Origin of the sequence: Polynucleobacter sp. es-GGE-1, assembly GCF_018882005.1 — a bacterium.
In the GTDB taxonomy this organism is placed as follows: domain Bacteria; phylum Pseudomonadota; class Gammaproteobacteria; order Burkholderiales; family Burkholderiaceae; genus Polynucleobacter.
This window is the reverse complement of record NZ_JACVPE010000003.1, coordinates 74,814-91,437: the sequence shown is the minus strand read 5'-3', so window position 1 is coordinate 91,437 and position 16,624 is coordinate 74,814. Positions and strand designations below refer to the sequence as shown.

General features: G+C 45.3%; 11 protein-coding genes, 1 tRNA gene and 1 pseudogene. 5 read left to right on the top strand and 8 right to left on the bottom strand.

Annotation, left to right across the window (positions count from 1 at the left end; translation table 11 throughout):
• Window positions 1-30: 30 nt before the first annotated feature.
• From ICN35_RS02545 to ICN35_RS02520, 6 genes are all read right to left on the bottom strand, one after another.
• Complete coding sequence (locus ICN35_RS02545) at window positions 31-1,530, bottom strand: tripartite tricarboxylate transporter permease (RefSeq protein ID WP_216124026.1); 1,500 nt, start codon at window positions 1,528-1,530, stop codon at window positions 31-33.
• A 44-nt stretch (window positions 1,531-1,574) separates the two neighbouring features.
• Entirely contained in the window at window positions 1,575-2,102 is a 528-nt protein-coding gene (locus tag ICN35_RS02540; RefSeq protein ID WP_216124024.1) for a tripartite tricarboxylate transporter TctB family protein, read from the bottom strand.
• Between the two features lie 82 nt (window positions 2,103-2,184).
• Window positions 2,185-3,183 (bottom strand): tripartite tricarboxylate transporter substrate binding protein, encoded by a 999-nt coding sequence (locus tag ICN35_RS02535; RefSeq protein WP_216124022.1) that lies wholly within the window; start codon window positions 3,181-3,183, stop codon window positions 2,185-2,187.
• Between the two features lie 324 nt (window positions 3,184-3,507).
• Window positions 3,508-3,583 (bottom strand) — tRNA-Thr (locus ICN35_RS02530).
• A gap of 15 nt (window positions 3,584-3,598) precedes the next feature.
• Window positions 3,599-4,078: a DUF1854 domain-containing protein gene (locus tag ICN35_RS02525; RefSeq protein WP_216124020.1), complete on the bottom strand. Its 480-nt coding sequence runs from the start codon at window positions 4,076-4,078 to the stop codon at window positions 3,599-3,601.
• The gene (locus tag ICN35_RS02520) at window positions 4,075-6,444 is read right to left on the bottom strand and encodes an ABC transporter ATP-binding protein (protein ID WP_216124017.1); all 2,370 of its coding nucleotides are present in this window, start codon (window positions 6,442-6,444) and stop codon (window positions 4,075-4,077) included. The genes ICN35_RS02525 and ICN35_RS02520 overlap by 4 nt, the downstream gene beginning before the upstream one ends.
• 204 nt (window positions 6,445-6,648) lie before the next feature.
• Here ICN35_RS02520 and cphA (ICN35_RS02515) point away from each other — a divergent pair.
• The 4 genes and pseudogenes from cphA (ICN35_RS02515) to ICN35_RS02500 all read left to right on the top strand — a co-directional run.
• A pseudogene (gene cphA, locus ICN35_RS02515) lies at window positions 6,649-8,829 on the top strand (cyanophycin synthetase); the annotation flags it as partial.
• Window positions 8,830-8,841: 12 nt separating this feature from the next.
• Window positions 8,842-11,412 carry a cyanophycin synthetase gene (cphA, locus tag ICN35_RS02510; protein WP_216124013.1) on the top strand — a complete coding sequence of 857 codons (2,571 nt, stop codon included), beginning with the start codon at window positions 8,842-8,844 and terminating at the stop codon, window positions 11,410-11,412.
• Window positions 11,413-11,564: 152 nt separating this feature from the next.
• Window positions 11,565-11,798, top strand: coding sequence for an antitoxin (locus tag ICN35_RS02505; protein WP_216124011.1), 234 nt, complete (start codon window positions 11,565-11,567; stop codon window positions 11,796-11,798).
• Complete coding sequence (locus ICN35_RS02500; RefSeq protein ID WP_251372111.1) at window positions 11,795-12,187, top strand: type II toxin-antitoxin system VapC family toxin; 393 nt, start codon at window positions 11,795-11,797, stop codon at window positions 12,185-12,187. The genes ICN35_RS02505 and ICN35_RS02500 overlap by 4 nt, the downstream gene beginning before the upstream one ends.
• 14 nt (window positions 12,188-12,201) lie before the next feature.
• Here ICN35_RS02500 and ICN35_RS02495 read toward each other — a convergent pair whose 3' ends face one another.
• Window positions 12,202-13,200 carry a class 1 fructose-bisphosphatase gene (locus ICN35_RS02495; protein WP_216124009.1) on the bottom strand — a complete coding sequence of 333 codons (999 nt, stop codon included), beginning with the start codon at window positions 13,198-13,200 and terminating at the stop codon, window positions 12,202-12,204.
• 176 nt (window positions 13,201-13,376) lie between these two features.
• Here ICN35_RS02495 and ICN35_RS02490 point away from each other — a divergent pair, with 176 nt between their 5' ends.
• A complete protein-coding gene (locus tag ICN35_RS02490) occupies window positions 13,377-13,580 on the top strand; it encodes a type II toxin-antitoxin system VapB family antitoxin (RefSeq protein WP_215296639.1) in 204 nt (67 codons plus the stop codon).
• Between the two features lie 401 nt (window positions 13,581-13,981).
• On the opposite strand, the gene pepN is transcribed toward ICN35_RS02490, so the two are convergent.
• Window positions 13,982-16,591, bottom strand: coding sequence for an aminopeptidase N (gene pepN, locus ICN35_RS02485; RefSeq protein WP_216124007.1), 2,610 nt, complete (start codon window positions 16,589-16,591; stop codon window positions 13,982-13,984).
• Window positions 16,592-16,624: the final 33 nt, after the last annotated feature.

The window sequence follows — 16,624 nt, the reverse complement described above, 5'->3', positions numbered from 1 at the left end:
CTGGAAATCGCTTTTTTAGCGTATTTCTTCTTAAGCTGCTGTAGCCTTTTTCTTACCAATCACCTTGCCAATCAATGGCCAGAAGAGAAGCACTAATGCAAGGGATGTAATACCGCCCACCAATGCGTTAGAGAAGAAAATATCTAAGCTTCCCTGTGAGAACAACATCGACTGACGGAAGGAGTCTTCTGCACGATCGCCTAATACCAAGGCCAAAACCATTGGCGCCATTGGGTAGTCCAGTTTCTTAAAGACATAACCAACCACCCCAAAGCCAAGCATCAACCAAACGTCAAACATTGCATTGTGAACGGTATAGGCACCTACCGCACAAATCACAATAATGACTGGTGCAATGATGGAGAATGGAATTCTCAAGATAGAGGCAAACAAAGGCACGCAAGTTAAGACCACAAACAAGCCAGCCAAGTTACCTAAGTACATACTGGCTATCAAGCCCCAAACAAAGTCTGGTTTCTCAACGAAGAGTAATGGACCAGGTTGTAGACCCCAGATCAATAGACCACCAAGCAACACTGCTGCGGTTGGTGAACCTGGAATGCCTAAGGACAACATTGGGAGGAGCGCTGCTGTTCCTGCAGCGTGAGCTGCTGTTTCTGGCGCAACAATACCTTCCATCTTGCCAGTACCAAACTTATCACCGTCTTTAGATACGCGCTTGGCTACGCCGTAAGCCATGAAGGATGCAGGAGTAGCGCCGCCTGGAGTAATGCCCATCCAGCAACCAATCAGACAGCTGCGTAATGAAGTAGCCCAGTACTTAGGCAATTGCTTCCATGTCTCGAGCACAACCTTGCCACGAATCTTCGCTGCAGCACCTTGGAATGCCAAGCCCTCTTCCATGGAGAGGAGAATCTCACCAATACCAAACAAACCAATCACCGCGATCAAGAAGTCAAAGCCACGCATCAACTCTGGATTACCGAACGTCAAACGCAATTGACCGGTAACGGTATCCATACCAACAGTTGCCAGGGCGAAGCCGAGCATCATGGCAGAAATAGTCTTAAACGGCGAACCTTTGTTCATGCCTACGAAACTACAGAAGGTGAGCAGATAGACCGAGAAGAATTCTGGCGGACCAAATTGGAGCGCAAACTTCGCTACCAACGGCGCCAAGAAAGTAATCATCACAATTGCAAAGAAAGCACCTACAAATGAAGATGTGAATGCAGCAGTCAGCGCCTCACCAGCTTTACCATTACGAGCCATTGGATAACCATCAAAGGTTGTCGCAACCGACCATGGTTCGCCAGGAATATTAAATAGAACCGATGTAATTGCACCGCCGAATAATGCGCCCCAATAAATACAGGAAAGCATGATGATTGCAGAGGTTGGCGGCATAGTGAAAGTCAATGGCAACAGAATCGCAATTCCGTTTGCGCCACCCAAACCTGGCAACACACCGATGATCACACCGAGCGTTACGCCAACGAGCATCAACAATAAGTTAAAGGGCGTCATTGCAACGGCAAAGCCGTTGAATAGAGCATTAATTTCTTCCAACTTGGACTCCTTCTTTTCTAATCTTTTTTAATAGTTATTCTTTTTTATTGCACGCCTACGAACTCGAGTGGATTGATCCATGAGCCATGTGGCAATGGAACTTGGAACCAGAATTCGAACATGAGGTAAAGGGCTGCACTTACTCCAATCGATACAGCAGCCGCCTTCCAAATTGGGTATTTTCCTAACCACACCATAAAGATTGCGATATAGATAGCGGAAGAAACATAGATACCAATCAATTGCACACCTAGAACAAAAACAATCGCTGGTAGTAATACCGCCATGACTTGCTTGAACGGCTCTTTTTCAACAAACGTTTCTGTTTTCTTTTTCTTATTCACGATGGCAGCTTGATACAAAGTAACCGTGCTTGAAAGCATGATGATCAAGCTGATATAGAAAGGAAAGTAGCCAGCCTCCGGGCCATCAGCGCCCCAACTAGCACCCAACTTAAGGCTGCCAATCATCACTGTCAAGCCTACAGCAAGAAACAAGATAGAGGTAATCACATCCATTGCTCTTACGCTAATAACTGAGTCTTGATTTGTATTATTTGTATGTTCGGACATTTTTATATTTTTATTAAAGTTAATTAATGCACTTACTCAAAAAATAGGACCCCCAATGGAGGCCCTATCAGATTTCCACAAATTACTTAGCCAAGAAGCCAGCTTCAGTCATTAATTGCTTATGCAAAGCTTCATTTAATGTCAGCCAGTTTCTAAACTCTTTACCTGTCATAAATGTCTGATTAAATGCCCCATCAGCCATGAACTTTTTCCACTCTGGTGTAGCACGTACCTTTTTAAATAAATCGATATAAAAATCAACCTGCTCTTGAGTGACACCTGGAGCCATGAAAATACCGCGTAACATGGTGTAGTCAGTTGTTACACCTGCCTCTTTACAAGTCGGCACGTCGTACCATGATTGAGTATCGGTAATTTTTTCTTTGTATGGCATGCGGGTGTCATCAAATACGCACAATGCACGTAATTTGTTAGCACGCCACTGCGCTACCGCCTCGATTGGGTTGTTCACGGATGAATCAACGTGGTTACCAACCAGCTGAACAGCAACATCGCCACCCCCTTTGAAAGGAATGTAGGTAAATTTAGCGCCTGTTGCTTTTTCAATGGCTACGGTAATGATTTGATCTTCTTGCTTAGAACCGGTTCCGCCCATTTTGAATTTACCCGGACCAGCAGCTTTAGCAGCGTCAATGTATTCTTTGGCTGTCTTATAAGGCTTTTCTGCGTTGTCCCACAACACAAACTGATCTAACGCCAACATTGCTACCGGAGTAATGTCTTGCCAATTAAATGGAACACCGGTTGCTAATGGCGTTGTAAATAAATTAGAAAGTGTGATCACAATCTTATTGGGATCACCTTTGGCTTCTTTCATTGCCAAGAAACCTTCAGCACCAGCACCAGCACCCTTATTCACTGGAATCACTGCTTGCTTCATTAAATTATTTTTGGTGATGATTCCTTGGATCATGCGAGCCATTTGGTCAGCACCACCACCAGGACCAGCAGGAATAATGAATTCAACTGGCTTGTTTGGTTCCCATGCTGAAAATGCAGGTGAAACACCAACTACACCGAGGGCTAAGGTGGTGGAAATCAGTGCTCTTTTAAACTTCATCTTCATAAAGTATGTCTCCAAAAATGTTTACCAATTTAATTTGGCTTATTTACTTATTTAATTTGTGTGTGATTTTTAAACAAGATGTGCATGTTGAACTTGACTACCATCAATAATTTCAAAATCGTTACACATGGGCAACCTTAACATAGTGGAAACCCTGATAAATAAAGCCAAAGGCTAAGCTTAGTGTACTTACACTGCATGTTACTAATGGCATTTAATGCACAAAAAGCATACAAAAAATAAGTCTATTGATTGCAGCGGGAATTGCAATATGGGCTTGGTGAGTCTTATAGGGTTTACCCTAAATAAAATGAGGATTGGTGCCGCATGCCGGAATCGAACTGGCGACCTTTTCATTACGAATGAACTGCTCTACCAACTGAGCTAAAGCGGCTTACCGAAATAAATTCTAGCGGAAACGGTCTAAAAGCTTTTTGCTGAGCTTGTCTAACTGGGTAGAGTCTTTGATTAAAAACTGCAGGCCATTGGAGTCTGCAATTAACAAAGTATTACCAGCAATTCTGCGAATATCTTCCTCACCCTTCAGGCGAATGCGAGTTGGGCCTCGGTCTGTATCAATATCCCAAATACTGGGCGTAGCAAAAGTAGAGACTTTGGTAATTCTCTCAATCACTGGCATAAATTCGCGCGCAGCCAATTCTTCTTCAATCACAGCAAGCTCATCCCTTGGAATGGCAGCAACATCGGGATACCAAAATACTTCTTTACCAGACTGATCCATGATGCCCACTCCAGCACCTGGAGCCGTAATTGGAAATGCTCTTACAGGATGTACGCCAATATGCGTATTGCCCTTAGCATCTACGAAGATCATGCGACCCAGAGAGTCCCGCTTTAGTTGATGTGCAGATTGATTGGCTTGCGTCATACCCCGCCCCCAATATTTTTCGCGATCTCTTGTAGTTTCTCTTCTCGTTTTTCTTCCTGCTTTTCTCGTTTACCCTCTTCTGAGCTTTCTTCCAAACTCTCTCCAATGGCGCCGCCCTCGACTAACTCTGCAGCATGACGCAACTGAGCTTGATACAAGGTGTAGTAAGCCCCTTGGGCTTCCATTAGATGTTCGTGTGATCCAATCTCCACAATCTCACCCTTATCTAATACCACGAGGCGATCTGCCTTTCTGAGTGTTGATAAGCGATGTGCAATCGCAATGGTTGTGCGACCTTTAACAAGGTTATCTAAAGCACGCTGAATTTCTTTTTCTGTAGTGGTATCAACGGATGAGGTTGCCTCATCCAAAATCAAGATGCTTGGATTAATGAGGAGCGCACGGGCAATCGAGATGCGTTGACGCTCACCACCAGATAAAGATTGACCGCGCTCACCCACTAATGAGTCATAGCCTAGTGGTAAGCGCAGAATAAATTCATGGGCATGGGCAGCACGTGCTGCTTCAATGATTTCTTCACGAGTAGCATCAGGCTTGCCGTAAGCAATGTTCTCTGCAATCGTGCCAAAGAATAGGAATGGCTCTTGCAATACCAGGCCGATACACTTCCGATAATCGGCAATACCAATACTACGAATATCGCGCCCATCTAAGGATATAGAGCCAGAGCTCACGTCATAGAAACGGCAAATCAAATTGACCAAGGTGCTCTTGCCTGAACCACTGTGACCTACTAAACCAATCATCTCACCTGGAGCAATATCTAAATCAATACCTTTAGTTACCGCACGATTGCCATAGCGAAAACCCACGCCGCGCATCGAGATACGCCCACTGACAGGCCCTAGAGGTGCGGGATTAATCGGTTCGGGAACGCTCGAGACATGATCCAAAATATCAAAGATACGCTTGGCACCCGCAGCTGCTTTTTGGGTGTGCGACACAATACGACTCATTGAATCAAGTCGTACATAAAAACGGCCGATGTATGCAAGAAACGCAATCAAGACACCAACGGTGACTTTCTGATGTGCTACTTGCCAGATACCAAAGCCCCACACCACCAATAAACCAGTCTCGGTTAAGAGTGTGACTGTTGGCGAGAACAAACCCCAAACACGATTTACACGATCATTAATTTGAAGGTTGTGTTTATTGGAATCTACGAAACGCTTTAACTCACGATCTTCTTGCGCAAACGCTTTGACTACCCGAATACCTGGGATCGTATCTGCCAAAATGTTTGTGACTTCAGACCAGATACGATCAATCTTCTCAAAGCCAAAACGCAAACGATCGCGCACAACATGAATCATCCACACAATGAATGGCAATGGCGCTAAGGTCACTAGTGCCAGCAAAGGATCAATCGAAACCAAGATAGCTGCGGTCATCGTGATCATGAGGACATCAGTCGCAAAGTCCAATGCGTATAGCGACAAGAAGACGCAGATGCGATCAGTCTCTGCGCCAATACGTGCAATCAAGTCACCAGTGCGCTTACCACCGAAGTACTCGAGCGAGAGTTTGAGTAAGTGCTCGAAAGTCGTATTGCGTAAATCTGCACCAATACGTTCACTCACTAAAGCCAGTAGATAAGTTTTCCACCAACCCAATCCCCAAGCAATGATGGCCGCGCCAAATAGCGCAAACAAATACATACTTGCTAAATGAAAATCAATGGGGTTACCACGCTCATAAGGAATCAAGACATGATCCATCAGGGGCATCGTCAAATACGGTGGAATCAGAGTTGCGCCAGTCGATAGCAGTGTCAGCACAAAACCGAGTAACAGTTGATTTTTATACGGCTTAGCAAAACGCCATAATTTGAACAAGGTCCAAGTTGATGGCGGTTTGTCATCTTCAGGATCACAAGTTGGACAACCATCAGAGTTGGCCGGTTTAGGACTCAAGCAAACAGGACAAACCTGCTTGTCATACTCACTCACTTCGTCCCGACCCTGCTCAGCGCCATGGGTCAGCTTTCTGAAGCTGGACTGCAAACGCAAAACCTGAGGATTGACTGCCAAGGTGAAATACCAAATTCTTTGCAGCGCATCCGCTGTTTCGAGCTTTAAATGACCCACACCAGCATGATCGCCATGAACGAGATGCTCTCTTGAGCTAGCGGGCCAAGATTCAAACTTTGCACCATCGGTCCAAAATAAGCCTTCTTCAGTGAGCAAAAGTAGACTTCTTTCAAAGTGCAAGTCAGCACCCAAATCAAGCTCGACCCAAGCCAGTACTGCCTCTAGGCTTTGAATGGGGGATTTGTCACCCTTAAGAACGCTCAGCCAATGACTTGGTAGCACAGGGGCAAAAGGAAGGATTTCTGGCTTCATTAACCCTAAAAGTATAGTGGAGCTAGATTTTTTAGATTTATCGGTCCTGTCAACTTTCGGGGGTAGAAAACCGTTAAATTATCCAAGTAGTCTTTTTTATGTATTTTTGCTATTTTTGTAGATTTTCAATAAAACTATAAACAGAGAGACAGTGAACAGCGCCACCTGCTAAATCCAGGCGCCAACCCCTTTGCAACACCATACATGCCCCAATTACTAGATAAATCCATCGAGATCCTGAGTGTTAAGCATCTCCGTGGCCCCAATATGTGGACTTACCATCCCGTGATTGAGGTTTGGATTGATATCGGGGATCTTGAAGACTATCCCTCTAATCTGATTCCCGGCTTTTATGACCGCCTGGTTAAAGCACTGCCTAGCTTAGTTGAACATCGCTGCAGCTACGGAGAAACCGGTGGCTTTCTCAAGCGCGTCGAAGAAGGCACTTGGCCTGCTCACATCATGGAGCACCTGACGCTCGAGTTGCAAAACCTAGCAGGTATTCCAGGTGGCTTTGGTAAAGCGCGTGACGGTGATCGCCGTGGTGTCTACAAAGTGATGGTAAGCGCGATCAATGAGGAAGTCACCCTCACTGCCCTCAAGTACGCACGCGACCTCTTTCTTGCTCTTGCGCAAGACAATAAAGATTGTGTTGCTGAAGTTCAAAATATTATTGAGAGTCTGCGTGACATTGGTGATGATTTATTACTAGGACCTAGCACTGCTTGCATCGTTAATGCAGCTGAGGAGCGTGGCATTCCTTCTATCCGCCTATCGGCAGGCAATTTAGTTCAATTGGGTTACGGCGCAAAACAGCGGCGCATCTGGACTGCTGAAACAGATCAAACTAGCGCAATCGCTGAAACAATTTCCCGTGATAAAGATTTAACGAAGAGTTTGTTACGCAGCGCTGGCGTACCAACCCCAGAAGGCCGAACTGTTACTAGTACTGATGATGCCTGGGAGGCCGCACAGGATATTGGCTTGCCAGTGGTTGTCAAACCCATCGATGGTAATCATGGTCGAGGTGTGTTTATTAATCTGTATACCCAACAAGAAATTGAAGCTGCTTACGCAGTAGCCATTGATGAGGGTAGCGAAGTATTGGTGGAGCGTCATATTGTTGGCGATGAACATCGCTTACTCGTAGTTGGTAACAAAGTTGTCGCTGCGGCAAAAGGGGAAACTGTATGGGTCACTGGCGATGGCAAACATACTGTTCAAGATCTGATTCAGATTCAGATTAATTCTGATCCCCGTCGCGGCACCGCAGAAGAACATCCACTCAATCCAGTACGTATTGATTCTGCAGTAGAACTCGAACTTGCTCGCCAACAATTAACTGGCGCTAGCATTCCAGCAACAGACCAAAAGGTATTAATTCAGAGTAACGGCAACGTGGCATTTGATGTCACTGATTTAGTTCATCCTGATGTTGCTAGTCAAGTAGCCCTAGCAGCACGAGTGGTTGGTTTAGAAATTGCAGGCGTTGATTTGGTAGCCCAAGACATTAGCCGCCCACTTGCTGAGCAGAACGCTGCCATCGTAGAAGTCAATGCTGGCCCAGGCCTCCTAATGCATCTCAAGCCTGCTAGCGGCAAACCACAACCCGTTGGTAAAGAGATTGCAAACCACCTATTTCCTCAGGGCACAGATTTCCGCATTCCACTAGTAGGCATTTGTGGCGAGAGCGGCAAAACACCCGTTGCTGAAATGATTGCTCATTTCCTCCGCCTCACAAACGTCTATGTTGGCTTGTCTTGCAGTAAAGGTTTATTTTTTGGTAGTCGCTCGATTCCAAATACCAATGCATCCAATTGGGAAAACGCACGTCGCACCCTCCTGAATCGTGCCGTAGAAGCAGCGGTGATTGAAAATAACCACCTATCTATGCTGATCGAAGGATTGGCCTATGATCGCTGCCAAGTTGGTGTCGTACTCAATGTTGATCCTAAAGCCAACTTCCCACAGTACGCTATCTATGATGAAGATCAGGTCTTTAGTATTGTGCGCACTCAAATTGATGTAGTTCTACCAACCGGTGTGGGGGTTCTAAACGCCGATGATCCAATGTGTCTGCAGATGGCTGAGCTATGTGATGGTGAGGTGATTTTCTTTAGCGAGCATTCAGATTCAGAAGTGATTAAAAACCATCTGCTCAATGGTGGTCGCGTCGTACTAGTTGGCAAACAACAAATTACCTTGAAGTCTGGAAAGCTGGATCAAAAATCAATTCCCGTGCCGCGCCACTCTGAATCTAATAGCGCCATGCCATGGAAGACTATGAATCTCGGCGCTGCGATTGCTGCTGCTTGGGCATTAGATATTCCATTTAACGTGATTGAAGCTGGTGCAGAAACTTATGTACCAGATGCTACAACTGCAATAGGGGCTTAATTGGAAATCACCCGTATTCGTATGCTACGTGGCCCCAATTTATGGAGCCGCCACACTGCCCTAGAAGCCATCGTTACTTGCGATCGTTCTGAGCGCTCGATTGATGCTATTCCCCAATTTGAAACGAAGATTCGTGAACGCTTTCCACAACTAGGAAGCATGCGTCGTGGTGGTTTAACTGAGCCCCTCTCATTAGCGCATGCGCTAGAACATGCTGCTCTGGGATTACAAGCTCAAGCAGGTTGTCCTGTGACTTTCAGTCGTACTGTTCAAACAATAGATGACGGCGTATATCAAGTAGTCGTGGAATACATCGAAGAAGTTGTTGGCCGCATGGCCTTTGATTTTGGTTTTGCATTGATTCAAGCAACGCTAAACGATGCCCCCTTTGATTTAGCTGCGGCACTCTCAGAGTTAGAAGCTTTGTACGAAGATGTGCGCCTTGGACCAAGCACTGGCTCAATCGTTGATGCAGCACTTCAGCGTAACATTCCCTTCCGTCGTATGACCGAAGGCAGCATGGTGCAATTTGGCTGGGGCAGCAAACAAAAACGAATTCAGGCAGCAGAGACCAGCGACACCAGCGCTATTGCTGAAGCCATTGCACAAGATAAGGAACTTACCAAAAATCTCTTGGCTGCGGCTGGAGTATCTGTGCCGATTGGTGAAGTTGTGACTAATGTAGATGATGCATGGCGTGCTGCTCAAAAGATTGGTGGCCCGATTGTGCTCAAACCAAAAGATGGCAATCAAGGAAAAGGCGTAGTTGCCAATATCCAAACCGAAGAAGAAGTCCGTGCAGGCTTTGAAGTCACCCAAGGCTTTGGACGCGAGACGATCGTAGAGCGATATCTTCCTGGTGCTGACTATCGCTTACTCGTCGTTGGTAATCGTTTGTCTGCTGCAGCCCGTCGTGAGCCTGCTCAAGTAGTTGGCGATGGCAAACACACTGTTGCAGAACTGGTTGAAAAAGAAAATCAAAATCCATTGCGGGGCGATGGACATGCAACAGCATTAACCAAGATTCGCTTTGACGATATTGCATTAGCTCATCTAGCAAGCTCTGGACTCACACCACAATACGTTCCTAAAACTGGTGAGCGCGTGTTATTACGCAATAATGCCAACCTCAGTACCGGCGGTACTGCTACCGATGTTACCGATGATGTTCATCCTGACGTCGCTGCTAGTGCTATAGCGGCCGCCCAGATGATTGGTTTAGATATCGCCGGCGTAGATATCCTTTGCGAATCCATTTATAAACCTTTAGAACAACAAGGTGGCGGCATTGTTGAAGTCAATGCTGCCCCAGGATTGCGCATGCATTTAAAGCCCTCCTACGGCAAAGGCCGCCCTGTAGGAGAAGACATTATTAATACGATGTTCCCGCCAGGCGAAGATGGTCGCATTCCAGTAGTTGCTGTGACGGGAACTAACGGCAAAACAACCACAGTCCGTTTAATATCCCACCTCCTCACCGAAACTGGTCTGAGGGTCGGCATGACTGGCACTGATGGCGTATATATCAATCATCGCCTGATTGATACCGGTGATTGCAGTGGCCCTAAAAGTGCGCGCAACGTATTAATGCATCCCGATGTCGATGCTGCTGTTCTAGAAACTGCTCGCGGCGGTTTATTGCGTGAGGGCTTGGGCTTTGATCGTTGTGAAGTTGCCGTAGTAACCAATATTGGTGAAGGCGACCACTTAGGATTGAACTATATCTCTAGCGTAGAAGATTTAGCGATCCTAAAACGGGTGATTGTGCAAAACGTAGCACCAACTGGTGCGGCTGTTCTCAATGGAGCAGATCCTATGGTTGCCAAGATGGGTGATAAGTGCTCTGGGCGGGTCATCTTCTTTGCCCAAAATCAACATCACCCCGTCATCACTGCGCATCGCGCCAAGAATAAGAAAGTCATCTTCTTTGATGGTACTTACATTGTTGCCTCTAAAGGATCGCGCGTGATGTATCGCTTCCCTGTAAGCGAAATTCCCCTCACCCAAAATGGCGTACTTGGTTTTCAGATTGAAAATGCTATGGCAGCCATTGGTGCTGCTTGGGCCTTAGGCCTTGATGCTGAGAAGATTGCGCGTGGCTTAAATAGCTTTGAGAGTACTGCCAACGCTGTACCAGGTCGCTTTAATCAATTCAAACACAAGGGAGCTACGGTAATTGCTGACTATGGTCACAACCCTGATGCGATGCGTGCTTTAGCAAGTGCTGTTGAATCTATGAAGCCCAAGAAAAGTCACGTGGTTATTAGTGGTGCCGGAGATCGTCGCGATGAAGACATTCGGGATCTCACGCGCATCTTGGGCAACGCTTTTGATAACGTCATCCTCTATCAAGATGCTTGCCAACGTGGTCGTGAAGATGGCGAAGTCTTAAAGCTTTTGCAAGAGGGCTTAGTTGGCACTACGAAAGCCAAACAAGTGAAAGAGATCCATGGAGAATTCAAAGCAATTGATACCGCCTTGGATGAAGTCTCTGAAGGCGATGTTTGCTTGATTCTGATTGACCAAGTAGAAGAGTCTTTGGCCTACCTAAAGGAAAAGGTAAAGCCATAATCAATGAAGTAAAAATGGTAAACCCTATTTAAAAGGCCCAGTCTTATGATTGGGCCTTTTGCATTCTCAATCCTACTGAAAAATAGGCTTGCTAAAAAGATTGAATCTCATTAAAGTATATATCACTGATACATATCAAAAGAGGGGAAATCATGGACATAGCCCAAATCTTCAAAACCGGTCGTAGCCAAGCGGTGCGACTTCCCAAGGAATATCGTTTTACAGATTCCGAAGTCACTGTGCAGCACTTTGCTGGCGGCGTCCTCCTCTTGCCAAAAAATGGTTTATTTACAGCAATTTGCACGTCTTTAGACAGTTTTGAGCCAGGACTGCAATTAAATCGTGATCAACCAGTGCAACAAGATCGGGTGGAGATTGCCCCTTGATTTTGCTAGACACCAATATTTGCATCTACATCATCAATCAAAAACCACCTAGCGTTCTAGAGCGTTTCAAATCATTTCAGTCTGGCGAGATTGGCGTATCTACCATTGTTGCTGCGGAGCTCGCTTATGGCGTAGAAAAAACAAATTCAATCAGAAATAAACAGGCACTCAATTTATTTCTAGCACCAATGACTATTGTTCCTTTTGATACCAACTGCATTTGGGCCTATGCTACATTGCGCGCTCAGTTAGAGAAACAAGGGCAGCCCATTGGTTCGCTAGATACGATGATTGCAGCACAAGCGCTAGCATTAGACTTACCGCTAGTCACTAATAATCTCAAAGAGTTTTCAAGAGTTTCTGGCTTAAAGCTAGAAAACTGGGTTTGATTTTTTAATTCACCTTATGCGTGGTAATGCTGTAAACGATCAATCTCTTCTTTAGAACCCAGCATGACGGAGACACGCTCATGCAAATCAGTAGGTTGTAAATCCATAATCAGATCTTTACCATTTGTAGACGCACCACCTGCTTGTTCAACCAAGAAGCTCATTGGATTGGCTTCATACATTAAGCGCAATTTTCCAGGTTTATGGGGCTCACGTTGATCCCAAGGGTACATAAAAACACCGCCACGGGATAAAACACGATGCACATCAGCCACCATCGATGCAATCCAGCGCATATTAAAATCTTTTTCACGCGCACCACCTACACCAGCTAAACACTCTTCTACATAGCGGCGCACTGGGTCAGCCCAATGGCGCATATTAGACATATTGATAGCAAATTCTTTAGTAGAGTGCGAAATCGTGACAGCATCTTTAATCAACAAGAACTCACCGGTCACTTTATTTAAGGTAAACATCACTACGCCATCACCCAAAGTTAAAGCCATCGTTGTTTGAGGGCCATACACCACATAACCCGCCGCTACTTGGTGACGACCCGATAATAGAAAGTCAGAGGTTTGTAATGGCGCTTGTGGATCTTGCTTTTTGAGTACCGAAAAGATCGTGCCGATAGACACATTCACATCGATATTGGAAGAGCCATCTAATGGATCAAACAATAAAAGATAGTCGCCGGTACCTTGCACTGGTACTGGTAATTCCATTTCTTCAGACGCCAGCCCAGCAAGTGACTTACAAGCTTTAACGCCCTCAATTAATAAATCGTTGGCAATGATGTCAAGCTTTTGCTGAACTTCACCTTGCACATTACCAGTGCCAGCAGATCCCAATAAACCAATTAAAGCTCCTTGAGCGACTTCATGACTTAAGGTAGAACAAGTATTAACAACAGCAGCCAGCAAATCTTGTAGTCCAACGGGAATTGCTACGCCCTGAGATTTAGTTGTTGCTAGATATTGCTTGAAATTTGTATGGGTACTGGAAGACAAAGCGATTTCTCCAAGGTGCTATTGAGATTAGGGTCTATTTTGCCCTGTAATGAAAGTTTTACCTAAAAGAAGGTTCTTATTTGCTTTCGATCTAATTTTCCTCTTTTCAAGACTAAAATCATCGTATATGATGACTAAATTGATGTTTTTTTACATCAAATTTGATGAGAATAATCATGAGAACTACAGTAACCATTGATGACGACCTATATCAAAGCGGGCTAGATCTTGCTGATCCTGGCATGGATAAGGCAGACCTTTTCCGTGAAGCCATGAATGTATTTGTACGGGTACAAATCGCTAAACGACTTGCTGCGTTAGGGGGCAAGGCGCCCCAAATGAAAAACATTCCTCGGCGCAAATCCAATGGTGCTCAATAAACATGACGATGGTTTTAGCGGATACCTCAGTGTGGGTATCTCACTTCAAAAAATTGAATCCATCATTTACGTCTTTGTTAGTAAACGATCGAATTCTATGCCACCCTCTAATTTTGATTGAGCTTTCATGCGGATCTCCTCCGTCGCCACGATCCAGAACTCTAAATTATTTAAAAAAACTGCAGCAAGCTTCTGTAGCCACTACCGAAGAAACATTACAGTTTATTGAAACGCATAAACTTCATGAATCCGGATGCGGTGCAATTGACATCTCTCTGCTTGCCTCCACTCTTCTATCAGAAAATGCACTCATTTGGACTCTTGATAAACACCTTGAGTCACTAGCGATCCAGCTTGGTATTTCTTATAACCAACAACTTCACTAAGGAAGTCATAAGAAATCAGTCCCCCAAAGCCTTACCAATGACCTCGCGCACATCTGGCGAGAGGGTTGGGCATGCAGCCACCCGCTCTAAGGCAGCCTTCATCTTGCCTTGATAAGGCTCTGCAAACAGGCGCCAGCGATCCAATGCTCTAGCGAGGCGCGCAGCAACTTGTGGATTGATGGGATCTAGAGCTAAGACACTTTCAGCCCAAAAAGCGTAACCACTGCCATCAGCTTGATGAAAGCTTGCTGGATTGTTGGTACAAAAAGCATGAATCACACTACGTGCACGATTTGGATTGTTCAGCTTGAATGCTGGGTGCTCACGCAAACGTTTGACATCAGCAAGAGTTTGCTCAAGTCCATCAACCGGTGGACGGCTCGATTGCAATGCAAACCACTTATCAATTACCAGAGCATCATTTACAAAGCGACTAAAGAAATCATGCAAACAATCATTGGCAGGCGTAGCACCATGAATGACTAATGTCGCCAATGCGGCATAGCGATCAGTCATATTGTCAGCAATTTGATATTGATTTGCTGCCATTGGCGCCCAAATCTTTGGATCAGCCTCAAGCAACATACTGAGAGCGAGATTTTTGAGCGCACGCTTTCCTGAATCAAGAGCATCAGACTTAAATGGTCCAGGCGTTTGGTTCTGCTGATAAAGCGCAGCCCACTCTAGTTGCAACTGCTTAGCAATTTCTCTTCGGAATGCACGACGTGCAGTAAAGATTTGTTGGGGATCTACACTAGCGCACTGCTCATATAAATAAGACTCTGCAGGCAGGGTCAAAGCAAGCTCTTTAAATGCAGGATCTAAATTGGGATCAAGCAATAGATTGCGGTAAGCGTCAATCAGACCAGCATCAGGCAAGCGCTTGTTCAAAATCATTTGCATGGCTAGTTTTTGACCCGCCTCCCAGCGATTAAAAGGATCATCATCGCCAGAGAATAAGGTTAAGAGATCTACCTCGCTTTGCTCAAAATCGATGTTAATTGGCGCAGAGAAATTACGATTAATAGATAGAACGGGACGCTCAGTGAGATTGTCAAAAGTCCATGACTGAGTTGGTTCAGTAAGCTCTAGTAATTGCTCTGTTTGATCATTGGCAGCATTAATCAAGCGGATCTTTAGTGGAATATGAAATGGCTTTTTCTCATTCTGACCAGGGCTTGGAGCACAGCTTTGCGTCAGAGTGAGTTGATACTGATGATTGACCATATCATAGTGCTCTGCCACTTTCACCCGTGGCGTACCTGCTTGGCTATACCAGTTTCTGAACTGAGTGAGGTCTTTGCCGTTAGCATCAGCCATCGCCGCTAAGAAATCATCACAAGTGACCGCCTGTCCATCATGGCGCTTGAAATACAAATCCATACCCTTGCGAAAACCTTCTCTGCCCAGCAAGGTCTGATACATTCGGACAACCTCTGAACCCTTTTCATATACGGTAACGGTATAGAAGTTATTAATCTCCTGATACTCATCAGGGCGAATGGGATGGGCCATCGGACCCGCATCCTCTGGAAATTGCAATTGACGTAGCAATCTCACATCTTCGATACGCTTAACCGCCCTGCCAGACTCAGTACCCATTTGATCTGCGGAAAACTCTTGATCCCTAAAGACAGTTAGGCCTTCTTTGAGAGAAAGTTGAAACCAATCTTGGCAGGTCACCCGATTACCGGTCCAGTTATGAAAATACTCATGGGCTACAACGCTTTCAATATTGGCAAAGTCAGCGTCTGTTGCAGTTTCAGCTTGAGCTAGAACAAACTTGGTATTGAAGATATTCAAGCCCTTGTTCTCCATCGCACCCATATTGAAGTCACCTACTGCAACAATCATGAAACGCTCAAGATCTAACTCCAAACCAAAGCGCTTTTCATCCCAATGAATCGAGGCAATCAATGAATCCATTGCATGACGGGTCTTCTTCAGATCATGCGGTTCAACCCAGATCTGTAATAACTTTCTGGCACCACTGCTAGTAGTGATGGTTTCTTCGATGCACTCCAACTTGCCAGCAACTAAGGCAAATAAATAAGAGGGTTTTGGAAATGGATCTTCCCAGCTTGCGCTATGCCAACCGTTGGGTAACTTCTCTTCTTTTAATAAATTGCCATTTGAAAGGAGTACAGGGCATTCAGCTTCACGCGCTCGCAGAGTCACACGATAACGCGCCATCACATCAGGGCGATCTAAGAAATAAGTAATCTTCCGAAAGCCTTCTGCTTCACATTGCGTAAAGAAGTTCCCATTCGAAACATATAGTCCCATGAGGCTGGTGTTCTTATTGGGAACGCACACTGAAATAATTTCAACAATGAATTTATCTTTACCTTCATTTGGCAAAGAATGAATACTCAAAGTTTCTGGGGTGAGTTCAAAATGGCGATGCGCTTCGCCATTAATCCGTAAACTCACAAACTCCAACTCCTGACCAACCAACACTAAAGGTGCGCCAGGTTCAAAACTTTTGCCTGGTAATACTTCGATTTTGCTTTTCACGATCGTGCGGGCGGGATCTAAAGCAATATCCAACTCAACTTGGTCAAAGGTATATACGGGGGGAAGATATTCGAGCCGACGAAAGCTCTGAGGCAGATCAGTTTTCATCTGACTATTTTAAGTCGAGAGATCCCCAAATGT